The following is a 14,160-nucleotide window of genomic DNA, read 5'->3' as shown; positions in this document are numbered from 1 at the left end:
CGGCGGCGCGCCGGCGCCCGCGGCAGCGCCGGCGGCCGCGGCCGACCCGTTCGACTACTTCGTGCAGGCCGGCGCCTTCCGCACCGCCGACGATGCCGAGGCCCAGCGCGCGCGGCTGGCCATGATGGGCCTGGAGGCCCGCGTGACCGAGCGCGAGCAGGCCGGCCGCACCGTCTACCGCGTGCGCCTGGGACCGTACCGTTCGCGCGAGGATGCCGAGCGCACCAAGGCGCGGCTGGACAGCACGGGTGCCGATTCGGCCCTGGTGCGCGTGCAGCGTTGAAACTTTTTGCGACCGATGCCGGTCAGACCGGCCCTAGGAGTTCAAACCAATGAAACGTCGTGAGTTCTCGAAAGCCGGCCTGGCCGTGTCCGCACTGGGCCTGACCCAGGCGCCCGCCGTCTGGGCGCAAGCCAAGGCCGGCACCGACTACCTGGTGCTGGAAAAGCCGGCCGGTACCGAAGCGCCCCCCGGCAAGATCGAGGTGGTGGAGTTCTTCTGGTACGCCTGCCCGCACTGCAACGCCTTCGAGCCGGCGCTGGAGTCCTGGGTCAAGCAACTGCCCAAGGATGTGGCCTTCCGCCGCGCGCCCGTGGCCTTCCGCAACGACTTCGTGCCGCTGCAAAAGCTCTACTACACGCTGGAAGCGCTGGGCAAGGTCGAGGAACTGCACCGCAAGGCCTTCTACGCCATCCACGTGGACAAGCAGCGCCTGAACACCGACGACACCGTGATCGCCTGGGCCGCCAGCCAGGGCCTGGACAAGGCCAAGTTCACCGAGACCTACAACTCGTTCAACGTCGCGACCAAGGTGCGCAAGGCCACCCAGCTGCAGGACGCCTACAAGCTGGCCGGCGTGCCCGCCATCGGCATCAACGGCCGCTACTACACCGACGGCACGCTGGCGCAGAACATGAACCGCGCCCTGACCGTCACCGACCAGCTGATCGCCGAGCAGCGCAGCAAGACCAAGTCGTAGACTGCAGCGATATTGCACTGCACAATGGCCCGCGGATGCGGGCCATGTCGTTTTTGCATTCGCTCACGCCCGCTACAATGGCCGAGCAAGATTCGTGCCTTTCATGAAACCCACCACCGCTTCCTTCCTCGTCGGCCTGGCCCTTGCCCTGTCTCTCGGACCGGCGCTGGCCGAACGTGCCGACCGCGACAAGCCCATGAACATCGAGGCCGATGCCATGCGCTACGACGACCTCAAGCAGGTCAACGTGTTCACGGGCCGCGTGGTCGTGACCAAGGGGACGATCCTGGCGCGTGGCGCGCGCGTGGAAGTGCGCAAGGATGCCCAGGGCTACCAGTTCGCCACCATCACGGCCGCGCCGGGCGAACTGGCCTACTACCGCGAGAAGCGCGAGGGTGTGGACGAATACGTCGAGGGCCAGGGCGAGGTGATCGACTACGACGGCAAGGCCGACAAGGTCATCTTCACGCGCCGCGCCGTGATGCGCCGCTTCGTCGGCAGCACCATGAACGACGAGGTGACGGGCAATGTGATCGTCTACAACAACGTGACCGAGGTCTTCACCGTGGATGCGGCCAAGCCCGGCAGCACCAATCCCGACGCGCGCGTGCGCGCCATGCTGTCGCCCGCCCCGTCGGCGAGCGCGCCCAAGGCGCCGGCCCAGCCGAGCGCACCGCTCAGGCCCAGCACCCGGCTCGGCACGGAGAAGAACTGAGGTGGCGGCCACCGACAGCGCCTTCGGCGAAGCGGGCGGCAGCCGGCTGGTCGCGCGCCAGCTGCAGAAGTCGTATGGCAGCCGCAAGGTGGTGCACGACGTCTCGCTGACCGTCAACAAGGGCGAGGTGGTGGGCCTGCTGGGCCCCAACGGCGCCGGCAAGACCACCTCGTTCTACATGATCGTGGGCCTGGTGCGGGCCGACGGTGGCCACATCGCCATCGACGGCGCCTCGGTCGAGCACATGCCGATCCACCGGCGCGCCAGCCTGGGCCTGTCCTACCTGCCGCAGGAGGCCTCGATCTTCCGCAAGCTGACGGTCGAGGAAAACGTGCGCGCCGTGCTGGAACTGCAGCACACGCCCGAGGGCAAGGCGCTTGCCCGCAAGGAGATCGAGGAACGCCTGACCGGCCTGTTGCAGGACCTGCGCGTGGACCATCTGCGCGATTCTTCGGCGCTGGCCTTGTCCGGCGGCGAGCGCCGGCGCGTGGAGATCGCGCGCGCGCTGGCCACGCAGCCGCGCTTCATCCTGCTGGACGAGCCCTTCGCCGGCATCGACCCGATCGCCGTGATCGAGATCCAGCGCATCGTAAGCTTCCTGAAGGGCCGCGGCATCGGCGTGCTGATCACCGACCACAACGTGCGCGAGACCCTGGGCATCTGCGACCACGCCTACATCATCAGCGAGGGCCGGGTGCTGGCCAAGGGCACGCCCGCCGAGATCGTCGACAACGCCGAAGTGCGCCGGGTCTACCTCGGCGAGCACTTCCGGATGTAGGGGAGCCGACGGTTTCGATGAAGCAAGGTCTCTCCCTCCGCGTCTCCCAGCACCTGGCACTGACCCCCCAGCTGCAGCAGTCGATCCGGCTGCTGCAGCTGTCCACGCTGGAGCTGTCGCAGGAGGTCGAGCAGATGCTCGACGAGAACCCGTTCCTGGAACAGTCCATGGACGAGGCGCCGGGCGAGGATTTCGGGCTGGCCCAGGCCGACACGCCGGTGCGCGAGGAAGACCGCGACACCGAGGCCGTGCTGTCCAGCGGCCTGGACTACGCCACCGAGGCGCCGGCCGAGAGCCGCATCGAATCCGAGTCGCCGCTGACCGGCCAGGCCGACGAGCACGATTGGGAGGGCGACGGCACCCACGACATCGCGCCCGACGACGGCGAGTGGGGCGGCGACGCCCTGCCGCGCAACGGCGCCACCCAGGGCGAGGACGGCGAGGCCGATGCCACCGAACTGGCGCGCAGCCAGGAGTCGCTGGCCAGCTTCCTGCACCGCCAGGCGCTGGCGCTGCGCCTGTCGGAGGAGGACACGGCGGCGCTGCGCTTCCTGATCGAGTCGCTCAACGAGGACGGCTACCTCGAAGACAGCCTGGAGGAGCTGGCCGCCGGTTTCGCCGGCGACGATCCCGAGGCGCTCGAGGAACTCGTGCACCGCTTCACCGTGGCCCTGCGCCTGCTGCAGAACCTGGAGCCGCCCGGCGTGGGCGCACGCAACCTGGGCGAATGCCTGGCGCTGCAGATCCGTGCCCTGCCCGAGGACGAGGTGCCGCCCCCGCTGCGGCGCACCGCGCTGCGCATGTGCCGCCAGTCCATGGACCTGCTGGCGCGGCGCGACCTGCGCCGCCTGGCCAACTTGTGCGGCGACAACGAGGCAGGCATCAAGGCCGCGCTGGCGCTGATCACGCGGCTCGAACCCAAGCCGGGCCGCAAGTTCGTCGACGTGGAGCGCAACGTCATCGTGCCCGACGTCATCGTCGTCAAGAGCGGGCGCGGCGCCAACGTGCGCTTCCGCGCCCAGCTCAATGCCGACGTGATGCCGCGCCTGCGCGTGCACGACATCTACGCCAATGCGCTCAAGCAGCACCGCGGCGGCGGCCGCGAGGCCTCCGACACCGCGGCGCTGCAGCAGCGGCTGCAGGAGGCGCGCTGGTTCATCAAGAACATCCAGCAGCGCTTCGACACCATCCTGCGCGTGTCCAACGCCATCGTCGAGCGGCAGAAGAACTTCTTCACGCACGGTGCACTGGCCATGCGCCCGCTGGTGCTGCGCGAGATCGCCGACGAACTCGGCCTGCACGAATCCACCATCAGCCGCGTGACCACGGCCAAGTACATGGCCACGCCCTTCGGCACCTTTGAGCTCAAGTACTTCTTCGGCTCCTCGCTGGGCACCGAGACCGGCGGCAACGCGTCCAGCACGGCCGTGCGCGCGCTGATCAAGCAGTTCGTCACGGCCGAGGACCCGAAGAAGCCGCTGTCGGACAGCCAGCTGTCCGACATGCTCAAGGAGCAGGGCATCGAGTGCGCACGCCGCACCGTCGCCAAGTACCGCGAAGCCCTGCGCATCGCGCCAACAAACCTGCGCAAAGCGCTGTAAGCCATGCAAAACCTGCGCTTGTTCCTGCCCTGTGCGGCGGGTGTCGAAGCCATGCTGGCCGACGAGGCCGCGCGCATCGCCGGCGCCCCGGTCCAGGCCCGCCGCGCCGGCGTGCGCCTCAGCGCCTCCTGGCGCGATGCCATGCGGCTGAACCTGCACAGCCGGCTGTGCCAGCGCGTGCTGATCGAACTGGCCCATGGCGACTACCGCCAGGAGCAGGACCTCTATGCGATTGCCGCCAACGTCGCCTGGGAGGCGTGGTTCACGCCGCGCCAGAGCTTCAAGATCGAGCTCACGGCCCAGCACAGCCCGCTCAAGAGCCTGAACTTCGCAGCGCTGCGCATCAAGGACGCCATCGCCGACCGCTTCCGCGACAAGACCGGCAGCCGGCCCGACGTGGACACGCGCTTCCCCCAGGTGCGCATCTACGCCCACCTGACCGCCGACCGGCTGCAGCTGTACATCGACAGCTCGGGCGAGCCGCTGTTCAAGCGCGGCTGGCGCGAGGACAAGGGCGACGCGCCGCTCAAGGAAACGCTGGCCGCCGCCATGCTCGCGGCCAGCGGCTGGGACGCCCAGACCCCCTTGTACGACCCGTGCTGCGGCAGCGGAACCATCGCCATCGAGGCCGCGCAGATCGCCTGCGGCATCGCGCCGGGCCTGCACCGGCGCTTCGGTTTCGAGCGGCTGGCGCCCTTCCAGGCCCATGTCTGGGCCTCGCTGCGCGAGGAGGCCCAGGCCGCCCAGCACGCGCCCACGGCCACCGTGTTCGGCAGCGACGTGGCCCACCGCATGGTCGATTTCGCGCAGCGCAACGCCCAGCGCGCCGGCGTCGCCGCGGCCGTGCAGCTGCGCGGCGGCGACGCGCTGCAGCGCATGCCGCCGGCCGAGGCCGGCACCATGCTGCTCAATCCGCCCTACGGAGAACGCATCGCCGTGGCCGGCGTGGCAGGTGGCGGCCGCGGACCGGCGCCTGGCCGCGAGAGCGCGCAGACCGACGACGGTGGCGACTTCTTCCCGCAGCTGGCCAGCCACTGGAAGCGCCACTACGCGGGCTGGACCGCCTGGGTGCTGACGCCGGACGCCAAGCTGCCCAGCCGCATGCGCCTGAAGGAATCGCGCCGCGTGCCCATGTGGAACGGCCCGATCGAATGCCGGCTGTTCCGCTTCGAGCTGGTGGCCGGCTCGGCGCGCGGCACGCCGGCGGCCACCCCGGTCCCGCCCACCATCGACGACGGCCATGGCGCCAGCTGAGCCCGGCCGCGCCGTGGTGCTGGACACCAACGTCGCGCTGGACCTGCTGGTGTTCGACGACCCCCGCACCGCCGCGCTGCGGCAGGCGCTGGCACAGGGCCGTCTGCACTGGCTGGTGCTGCCAACCATGCGTGAAGAGTTCGCGCGCGTGCTCGATTACGCCCACCTGCTGGCCTGGCGCCAGGCCCACGGCCGCTCGGCGGAAGCGGCGCTCGCGGCCTTCGATGCCCTGAGCCGGATGACCGAGGCCGTGCCCGCCTGCGCCGTGCGGTGCAGCGACCCCGATGACCAGCCCTTCATCGACCTTGCTGTCGCGCACCGCGCCCTGCTGCTGAGCAAGGACCGTGCGGTGCTCGCCACGCGCGCCAGGCTCGCGCCCCTGGGCGTGGACGTTCTGCAACAGTTGCTTACCAAGCGTCATGCAGACACGGCCCCGCAAGGTGTTGAGGCTGGGTCGAAGCTGGCACACTTCCAACAGATGTAAGCATGCGCAACGTGCATGCTGGATCGCGTTGCGTCCCGTGGGGACCCGGCGATTCCATTTCGCTTTTGCCGGGCGCTCGTCGCTGGAGCGGCGCGGCCCGTACCAACATGTCTTCACCTGCACCCCACCTCTCCACCCCCGCCCCTGCTCTGCAGCCCGAGGACTTCGACCGGCTCGACGCCTGGCTCGACACCCTGCGCGAGCAGGGCGTCGAGGCTCCGCAGTGGGAGTTGTGCGAAGGCTTCCTGGCCGCGCTCGTGTGCTGCCGCAGCCCGGTGGCGCCCGCTGCCTACTGGCCGGTGCTGTTCGAATCGGACAAGCCGCTGGAAGAACTGTTCCCGGACGCGGCCATGCGCCAGCAGTTCGAGACCCTGTGGGCGCGCCGCTGGCAGGAGATCGCCAGCGCGCTGGACGCCGAGGTCGAGCGCCTGGACGACGAACGGGCCTACTGTCCGCAGGTGCTGGACGTGCGCAGTGCCATGGCCCAGCTGGAGCCCAAGGCGCGTGCCGAGGCCCTGGGCCTGCCGGACGCCGACGAGGCCGCGCTGGCCGAGGCCGTGGCCGAGCTGCCGTCCTTCGCCCAGCTCTGGGCGCTGGGCTTCATGCTGGTGGTGGAAAGCTGGCCCGACGAATGGCTGGCTCCCAGCCGCGAGAAAGACATCGCCCGCACCATGGACGAGGCCCTGGGCACCGTGGCCGCGCTGTGCGAGGACGACGAAGGCCCGGCCGAAGTGTCGGCCTATGTGGACGACGAGGGCGCGGAAGGCCCGCCCAGCATGTCGGCCGAGCGGCTGGAATCCTTCGGCGAAGCCGTCTGGGCCGTCTACGATCTGCGCGCCGCCGGCCTGGCGCTGGGCCCCCGCGTGGCCCCGGTGCGCCACGACCAGCCGCAGCCGGGCCGCAACGATCCCTGCCCCTGCGGCAGCGGCAAGAAGTTCAAGAAGTGCCATGGCGCTGCCAACTGAGCGCTTCCGCCAGTGGCCGGCGCGCTGAAGCGCCCGCTGTATCGTCCGTCCGCCTGCCGAGGTCTGCACCGTGCTGTCTCCCCGTGCCATCGATGCCGTCATCACCTTCCGCAACAGCCAGGGCGAGGTCGTCCGTGGGGTGCTGACCAACCACCAGCGGCGTTCGCTGGTGATGGAGGTCTACAACCCCTATTCCATCGTCCAGGTCAGCGAGGTGCTCAGCGAGCTGACCGTGCGCGCGGGCGAGCGGCCGGTCTACCGCGGCAAGGCCGTGGTCGTGAGCCTGCTCAACACCGGGCTGATGGCGGTGGTCTCGGTCACGCTGATCGACGAGTGGGACGAACTGGCCGTGCTGGGCCATGACCCGGCCTCGTTCTCGCAGCAGGCGCGCGCCTTCGTCGACGAGTGGAACCAGCGCTTCCACATCGGGGAGTCCTACCAGGTCGCGGTCAGCGAACTGCGGGCCTACCTGTCCGATGTCTCGCGCTGGGTCGACCAGGCCGACATGTCGGCCACACTGCCCAAGGACGCCGAGGGCCGGCTGCGCAAGGACGTGTTCTTCGAGATCGCCGAGCCGCTGATGCAGCGCGCGCGCAATTACTTCGACCGGCTCGAAGACGTGTCGCGCGAGGTGCCCGAGCCGCTGCAGCCGTCCCACCGCACTTTCGCGCAGACGGCGATCCACCCGCTGATCCTGCGCGCGCCCTTCGTCTACCGCACCTTCGCCAAGCCGCTGGGCTATGCGGGCGACTACCAGATGGTCAACCAGATGCTGCAGGACCCGCGCGACGGCGCCAGCACCTATTTCCAGATCATCAACGCGCTGTTCCTGAATGCTGCCGTCGCGCGGGCGCACCGCAACCGCATCGACATCCTGGTCGACACGCTGGCACCCCTGTCGCGGGCCCCAGGCAGCGACGGGCCGGTGCGTGTGCTCAACGTTGGCTGCGGCCCTGCCGTGGAGATCCAGCGGCTCATCGCCAGCCACCCCGACCCGGGCCGCCTGGCCTTCACGCTGATGGATTTCAGCGAGGAAACCCTGGCCTACACGCGCGACCGGATCGAAGAGGCCTGCCGCCGCCGCGGTGTGCAGGTGTCGATCACGCTCGTGCATGAATCGGTGCACAACCTGCTCAAGCGCGCCTCCAGCGACCGCGGTGCGCCGCAGGAGTCCTTTGATTTCGTCTACTGCGCCGGCCTGTTCGACTACCTGTCCGACAAGGTCTGCCATCGCCTGCTGCAGTACTTTTGCAGCCGTACGCGCAGCGGTGGCAGCATGCTGGTCACCAACGTGCACAGCAGCAATCCGGAAAGGGGCGTCATGGAACACCTGCTGGAATGGCATCTGATCTACCGCGACGAGGCCGGCATGCGCGCGTTGGCGCCCGAGGCGGCCCAGGTCGAACGCATCTGGACCGACGCCACCGGGGTCAACGTGTTCATGCAACTGGCCCTGGCCTGAACGGCCATGGCGCAGGACTTGCACCGCGACTACGAGGCCGAGCTGGCGGAGTTCCGCCTGGCCTACAGCCGCACCGGTTGTGCCGTCGCCACGGCACTGGTGGCCGGCGGCGTCGCGCTGGACCTGACCTTCTACCCGGCCCAGGCCTGGCAGCTGGGCGTGGTGCGGGGCTTGTGCACGGTGGCCCTGCTGGTGCTGCTGGTCTTGCTGTACCGCCCTCATGCGACCCGGTACGTGCGCGAACTCACGCTGGCCTGGCTGGTGCTGCCGCAGGTCATGATCGCCTGGATGATCTACACCACGCAGGGTGCGGAATCGCCCTACGTGTTCGGCCTCAGCCTGGCGCTGTACGCCGCCGGCATCATCATGCCGATCGGCTTTCTGCAATCCGTCGGCCTGGGTGTGTTCACCTGCGCGGCCTACATCCTGGCCGGCCTGGCCCACGCCGGCACGCTCGTGGCGCCGCCGGCGCTGATCGGCAACACGCTGTTCCTGCTGTTCTCGGTCGCGATCTCGGCCGGCTGCACTTTCTACAACGAGCACGCGCGCATGCGTCTGTTCGCGCTGCAGCACGAGGTCTCGGAGAAGAACGCCTCCCTGCTGAGCACCAACCAGGCCCTGGCCCAGATCAAGGGCATGATGATGCAGCAGGAGAAGATGGCGGCCCTGGGCACGCTGTCGGCCGGGCTGCTGCACGAGGTCAACAACCCCGTCAACTACAGCATGATGGCGCTCAACATGGCGCTGATGGACCCGGCCGTGGCCGCCAGCGCCGACCTCAAGGAAAGCCTGACCGATGCCAAGGACGGCATGCTGCGCGTGCAGAACATCGTGACCGACCTCAAGACCTTCGCCTACCAGAAGCCGGGCGGCGACAGCGAGCGCATCTTCCTGTTCGAGAAAGCGCTGCGCTCGGCGCTGCGGCTCACCGGCTTCGAACTCAAGGGCGTGGCCGTCGACACCCAGCTGCCGCTGGACACCCATGTGCGGGGCGACGAGCCGGCCGTCATCGGCGTGCTCGTGAACCTGCTCGGCAATGCGGCGCTGGCCCTGCACAAGGCGGCGCAGCGCCGGCCGGGCCTGGCGCCGCAGATCGGCGTGCGGGCCGAGCGCCAGGGCGCACGCTTGCACGTGCACGTGCGCGACAACGGGACCGGCATCGCGCCGGAAAACCTCGAGCGGGTGTTCGAGCCCTTCTTCACCACGCGCGAGGTGGGCCAGGGCCTGGGCCTGGGCCTGGCGGTCTGCTATGCCATCGTGCAGCGCCACGGGGGGCAGCTGACCGTGGCCAGCGAAGAGGGCGCCTGGACCGAGTTCAGCTTCGACCTGGCGCTGGCCACGGCCGATGCCGTGGCCGAACCGGGCGCGGCTCCCGCGGCCACACCGCCACCCACGCCCCTGGGCGCGCCGGCCGGCGCCCTCCCGGCTTGAGACCGCCCGCCATGCACGCCGCGCCCATGGAACCGGATGCAGACACCGTCCTCGTGGTCGATGACGAGGCGCTCGCGCGCAAGTGGTTCCACCGCACCTACGAGAACGAGTTCCGCATCGAGACCGTGGCCAGCGTCGACGAGGCACTGCAACTGCTGGGCCGCAGCGGCCACCGCGTCGCCGTGGTCGTCACCGACTACCGCATGCCGCAGCGCACCGGCCTGGAGCTGTTGCAGGAGCTGCAGCGCCAGCACCGGCACCTGGTGCCCTTGCTGTGCACCGCCTACGCCGACACGGATCTCGCGATCTCCGCCGTCAACGAAGGGCGGGTGTTCCGCATCCTGCAGAAGCCGCTGGAGGAAGCCGCCACGCGCCAGGCACTGCGCGAGGCGCTGGCCTGGCACGGCCACCGCGCGCGCGAGCGCGCGCTGCACGAGAGCCGCGTCATGGCCATGCGCGAGACGCTGGGCTTCCTGGCGCACGAGCTCAACACCCCGCTGGGCACGGTGCGCGGCTACATGGCGGCGCTGCGCGACCGCTACCAGGCCCAGGCCTCGGGCGAAGGCCGCGCGGTCTTCGACGAGCACCGTGCGGGCGAGGTGATCGCCGCCATCGACTCGGCTGAACGGCGCACGCTGTACTGCCAGTCGCTGGTGGCCAGCTTCGTGCAGTCTGCACGCGACGCCCTGCCGGGCGCCGTGGAGCCGCCGCTGTACGCCGGCGCACTGGTCCGCGCGCTGTTGACCGAGTACCCCTTCGAGGGCGAGGAGCGCGATTGGGTGGCGCTGGACCCGCAGCGGGACTTCCGCCTGCCCGGCCGGCGCGACCTGCTGTACCTGGTGCTGTGCACCTTGACCAAGAACGCGCTGCTCGCCATGCGCGGCGTGGCCCGACCGCGGCTGCGCATCGAGTTCGGCCAGGCTGCGCCGGCGGAACTGCCGCGCAATGCCTGGATCCGCTTCATCGACAACGGCTGCGGCATCGCGCCGGACATCCTCGCGCGGCTGACGCTGGAGCCGCTCACCACGCGCGCCGCCAGCGGTGGCAACGGCATGGGCCTGGTGTTCTGCCGACGCGTCGTGCAGGCCGTTGGCGGCGGCATCGCCATCCACTCCGAACCCGGACAGGGCTGCACCGTCACCCTGACCTTCCCGAGCACCGAGGACGCCAGAACATGAGCAAGCAACCCCAGAAAATCCTGTACGTGGACGACGAGACCATGGCGCTGAAGTACTTCGAGCGCCTCGTGTCCCCGCTGGCCCCGGTCCTCACGGCCTCCTCGGTCGAGGCCGGCAAGGCCATGCTGGCCGAGCATGCGGACGAAATCGCCGTGCTGGTGTCCGACCAGCGCATGCCCGGCGCCTACGGCAACGAGCTGCTGCGCTACGCGCACGACAACCATCCCAACATCGTGCGCATGCTGACCACCGCCTACTCGGAACTGGGCGAGGCCATCGAGGCCATCAACTCCGGCCACATCTACCGCTACATCACCAAGCCCTGGGACCTGGAGAGCCTGCGCGCCGACCTCAAGAACGCGCTGGAGCTGGCCGCGCTGCGCAGCGAGCGCGACATGCTGCTGCGCGAAAAGCTCATGGTGCAGCAACAGCAACTGCTGGCCGAGCGCGTGACCCAGCTGGTGGTGGCCTGCGCCGGCTTCGTGCGGCCCGACCATGCGCCGCGCGTCGAGGCGTTCCTGCAGTCGGCCAGGGTGCTGGGCTGCCGGCCGCCCGCGATCGACTGGCACAGCACCGACCACGCCGACCTGATGCAGGCCGAAACCGCGCGCAGCATCGCCATCGGCACCGAGCTGGCGGCCTGGGGCCGCTGGTTCGCCGACCAGGGCAGCGCGCGTCCGCCGCTGGCGGTGCTGGACGAGGCGCTGGCCGGTGCCTCGGAGATCCACGAAGGCAAGCTCATCGTGCGCGACCGTGCCGCGCTGGTCTGGCCGCTGGAGGCGCCGACAGCGGCGCCCGTCACCGCGGCCGGCACCGCCTGGCTGGCCTGGCTGCTGTGGACCGAGGGCAGCGCCACGCTGCAGCCGCAGGGCGAAGGCCGCTGGTTGGTGGTGCAGGGCGCCTTGCCGGCGCCCGAGAGCCTGCGGCGCGACTGGATGGCCGCGGCCATCGAGCGCATCGAGCGGGCCGGCTGAGCGCCTCAGAGCGGCGCCCGCGCCTGCACCGTGCCCGCGGCGCGCGCGAACAGCCCGGCACCCAGGTGGTGCAGGGTCTGCAGGTCGGCGTTGTCGCCGCGGAACGACCAATGCCCGTCGGCGAACACGCGCGGATCGGCTGCGGCGGCCACCACCTCGCCGAAGCAGGTGTCGTAGGCTTCTTCGGTGTGGCGCTCGGGGATCAGCCGGCATTCGAGCCAGCCGACGCAGCCCTGCTCCAGCACCGGCATGCCCAGCACCGGGCCGCTGCCGGCCGCGATGCCATGGCGCGCGAACTTGTCGCCCGCGCGCCCGCTCGTGCTGCCCACGGCGTAGACCAGGTCGGCCAGCGCTGCGCCCGGGATGCACAGCGCGAACGCGCCGCTGGCCATGACCAGCTCGCGCGTGAAGGTGCTCTTGTCGATCACCACCGCGATGCGCGGCGGCGTGAGTTCCACGGGCATGGACCAGGCCGCGGCCATCACGTTGCGGCGCCCGGCGTGCGCGCTGGTCACGAGGACCGTGGGCCCGTGGTTGATCAGGCGGCTGGCGTGGTGCAGCGCGACCGGCTTCATCGGAGCCACTTGGCCGCGGCTTCGCGCACGCCGCCGCGGCTGTCCACGAGCTCCCAGGCAAAGCGCAGCACGCGCAGGTAGTCGGCATCGTCCGTCGGTGCCATGAAGCCCAGCGTGTTCACGGGCGTCAGCGGCGCGTCGATGAAGGCCGCGTGCAGGCGCGGATCGGTGCGCGCGTAGTGCAGCGCTTCGTAGGTCTCGGTGATCATCACGTCGCCCTTGCCTTCGGCGATCAGGCCCGGAATCTCGGCGTTCTTGTCGTGCGTGCTGACCTGGGCCGCCGTGAGGTTCTGCAGCACATAGGCCTCGTTGGTGCCGCCCGGGTTCTTGATCACGCGCACGCCGGGCTGGTTCAGGCTCTCGCGCGTGCGGAACCTGTCCTTGTCGGCCGCGCGCACCAGCGCCACCTTGCCGAAGGGCGCATAGCCCGGCAGCATCTCGACCTGGCGCAGCCGCGCCACGTTGCGCGTGATGCCGCCCACGGCCACGTCGAACTTGTCGGCCTGGATGTCCTTCATCAGATTGGGCCAGCTGGTCGGCACGTACTCGACCTTGGCACCGAGCTCCCTGGCCATGGCCTCGATGAGGTCGATGTCGTGGCCGCTGTAGCCGCTGTCGGTCTTGATCGCGAAGGGGCGGTAGTCGCCCGGCGTGCCCACGCGCAGGGTCTTGCTCTCCATGATCTTGTCCAGCCGCGGGCCGGCCTGGGCGGCACTGAGAAGGGTGGAGGCGGCCAGCACGGCCGCGGCGGCGAGGGTCAGGGTCTTGCGCATCGTACGGATTCCTTGGGGATCGAGCGGCGCATCGTAACGGGGCCCAGGAGCGTGGGCGGCACAAATCCGGCCCCGCTCCTAGCCGGGAGCGAACAGCCCGTTCAGCTCGGCGCCCGTGGCAGCGCCCGCGAAGCCGTCGAAGCGGCCATGCTGCGCCAGATCCTTGGCGGCGCGCGTGAAGCCGCCCCAGGCCGCGCGCGCCAGCCCGCCGCCCACGCTGACGCGGCGCACGCCCAGCGCGGCGATCTCGGCCATGGTGAGATCCGAGGCGCCGCCCACGAGCAGGTTGACCGGCTTGGGCGCCACCGCGGCGACGACCGCGGCGATCTGCTCGCGCGTGCGGATGCCCGGCGCGTACAGGCAGTCGGCGCCGGCCGCGGCATAGGCGCGCAGCCGGGCCAGCGTGTCGTCCAGGTCGGGCCGTCCGACGATGAAGTTCTCGGCCCGGCCGACCAGCAGCGAGTCGCCGCCTGCCGCATCGATGGCCGCGCGTGCGGCGGCGAGGCGCGCGACGGCCACGTCCAGCGGGTACTGCGGGTCGGCCGCGTCGCCCGTCCCGTCCTCGATCGACAGGCCGGCCACGCCGGTGGCCACGGCCAGGCGCACGCTCTCGGCCACTTGCTGCGGTGTGTCGCCGTAGCCGTCCTCGAAGTCGGCGTTCACGGGCAGCTCGGTGGCCGCCACGATCTCGCGCAGGTGGGCGAGCACGGCGTCGCGCGGCATGGCGCCGTCGGCTCGGGCCTGCGACCAGGCGTGGCCCGAACTCGTGGTGGCCAGGGCCTGGAAGCCCAGGCTTTCGAGGTAGCGCGCACTGCCGCGGTCCCAGGGGTTGGGAATCACGAAACAACCCTGGCGGTGCAGGGCGTGGAAGGCGGCGCGTTTCTCGGCGGTGCTGCGGGGCATGGAACGGTCTCCTGGGGCCTGTGTGGGCCGGCGCGGCGCAGGGATTTGCGGGCCGGCTGGCGTGGCGCGGCTATGGTCGCAGAACGC

At 70.4% G+C, this 14,160-nt stretch carries 15 protein-coding genes; 12 read left to right on the top strand and 3 right to left on the bottom strand.

Annotated features, from left to right (window positions below):
* From IE209_RS29990 to IE209_RS29935, 12 genes are all read left to right on the top strand, one after another.
* Positions 1 to 283, top strand: a 283-nt coding sequence (locus tag IE209_RS29990) for an SPOR domain-containing protein (RefSeq protein WP_189690554.1), incomplete at its 5' end; no start/stop codon positions are given.
* A 49-nt stretch (positions 284 to 332) separates the two neighbouring features.
* Positions 333 to 980 (top strand): thiol:disulfide interchange protein DsbA/DsbL, encoded by a 648-nt coding sequence (locus tag IE209_RS29985; RefSeq protein ID WP_189690553.1) that lies wholly within the window; start codon positions 333 to 335, stop codon positions 978 to 980.
* A gap of 103 nt (positions 981 to 1,083) precedes the next feature.
* Complete coding sequence (lptA, locus tag IE209_RS29980; RefSeq protein WP_189690552.1) at positions 1,084 to 1,695, top strand: lipopolysaccharide transport periplasmic protein LptA; 612 nt, start codon at positions 1,084 to 1,086, stop codon at positions 1,693 to 1,695.
* Between the two features lies 1 nt (position 1,696).
* Positions 1,697 to 2,473: an LPS export ABC transporter ATP-binding protein gene (gene lptB, locus IE209_RS29975; protein WP_189690551.1), complete on the top strand. Its 777-nt coding sequence runs from the start codon at positions 1,697 to 1,699 to the stop codon at positions 2,471 to 2,473.
* Between the two features lie 17 nt (positions 2,474 to 2,490).
* The gene (locus IE209_RS29970; protein ID WP_189690550.1) at positions 2,491 to 4,074 is read left to right on the top strand and encodes an RNA polymerase factor sigma-54; all 1,584 of its coding nucleotides are present in this window, start codon (positions 2,491 to 2,493) and stop codon (positions 4,072 to 4,074) included.
* A 3-nt stretch (positions 4,075 to 4,077) separates the two neighbouring features.
* Positions 4,078 to 5,328, top strand: coding sequence for a THUMP domain-containing class I SAM-dependent RNA methyltransferase (locus IE209_RS29965; protein ID WP_189690549.1), 1,251 nt, complete (start codon positions 4,078 to 4,080; stop codon positions 5,326 to 5,328).
* Positions 5,329 to 5,341: 13 nt separating this feature from the next.
* The gene (locus IE209_RS29960; protein WP_229883135.1) at positions 5,342 to 5,812 is read left to right on the top strand and encodes a PIN domain-containing protein; all 471 of its coding nucleotides are present in this window, start codon (positions 5,342 to 5,344) and stop codon (positions 5,810 to 5,812) included.
* A 107-nt stretch (positions 5,813 to 5,919) separates the two neighbouring features.
* Positions 5,920 to 6,777, top strand: a complete 858-nt coding sequence (locus IE209_RS29955) for a YecA/YgfB family protein (protein ID WP_189690547.1) — start codon at positions 5,920 to 5,922, stop codon at positions 6,775 to 6,777.
* Between the two features lie 70 nt (positions 6,778 to 6,847).
* A complete protein-coding gene (locus IE209_RS29950; RefSeq protein WP_189690546.1) occupies positions 6,848 to 8,239 on the top strand; it encodes a class I SAM-dependent methyltransferase in 1,392 nt (463 codons plus the stop codon).
* Positions 8,240 to 8,245: 6 nt separating this feature from the next.
* Positions 8,246 to 9,670, top strand: coding sequence for a sensor histidine kinase (locus IE209_RS29945; RefSeq protein WP_189690545.1), 1,425 nt, complete (start codon positions 8,246 to 8,248; stop codon positions 9,668 to 9,670).
* Between the two features lie 11 nt (positions 9,671 to 9,681).
* Positions 9,682 to 10,848: a hybrid sensor histidine kinase/response regulator gene (locus IE209_RS29940; RefSeq protein WP_229883134.1), complete on the top strand. Its 1,167-nt coding sequence runs from the start codon at positions 9,682 to 9,684 to the stop codon at positions 10,846 to 10,848.
* Positions 10,845 to 11,822, top strand: coding sequence for a response regulator (locus tag IE209_RS29935; RefSeq protein WP_189690544.1), 978 nt, complete (start codon positions 10,845 to 10,847; stop codon positions 11,820 to 11,822). The genes IE209_RS29940 and IE209_RS29935 overlap by 4 nt, the downstream gene beginning before the upstream one ends.
* Positions 11,823 to 11,827: 5 nt before the next feature.
* Here the strand turns inward: IE209_RS29935 and IE209_RS29930 are convergent, their stop codons facing one another.
* From IE209_RS29930 to IE209_RS29920, 3 genes are all read right to left on the bottom strand, one after another.
* Entirely contained in the window at positions 11,828 to 12,397 is a 570-nt protein-coding gene (locus IE209_RS29930) for a flavin reductase family protein (RefSeq protein ID WP_189690543.1), read from the bottom strand.
* The gene (locus tag IE209_RS29925) at positions 12,394 to 13,170 is read right to left on the bottom strand and encodes a transporter substrate-binding domain-containing protein (protein ID WP_189690542.1); all 777 of its coding nucleotides are present in this window, start codon (positions 13,168 to 13,170) and stop codon (positions 12,394 to 12,396) included. The genes IE209_RS29930 and IE209_RS29925 overlap by 4 nt, the downstream gene beginning before the upstream one ends.
* Positions 13,171 to 13,248: 78 nt before the next feature.
* Entirely contained in the window at positions 13,249 to 14,073 is an 825-nt protein-coding gene (locus IE209_RS29920; RefSeq protein WP_189690541.1) for an isocitrate lyase/PEP mutase family protein, read from the bottom strand.
* Positions 14,074 to 14,160: the final 87 nt, after the last annotated feature.

Source organism: Pseudorhodoferax aquiterrae, from assembly GCF_014652235.1.
Lineage (GTDB): Bacteria > Pseudomonadota > Gammaproteobacteria > Burkholderiales > Burkholderiaceae_C > Pseudorhodoferax > Pseudorhodoferax aquiterrae.
This window is presented reverse-complemented; position numbering and strand designations above follow the sequence as displayed.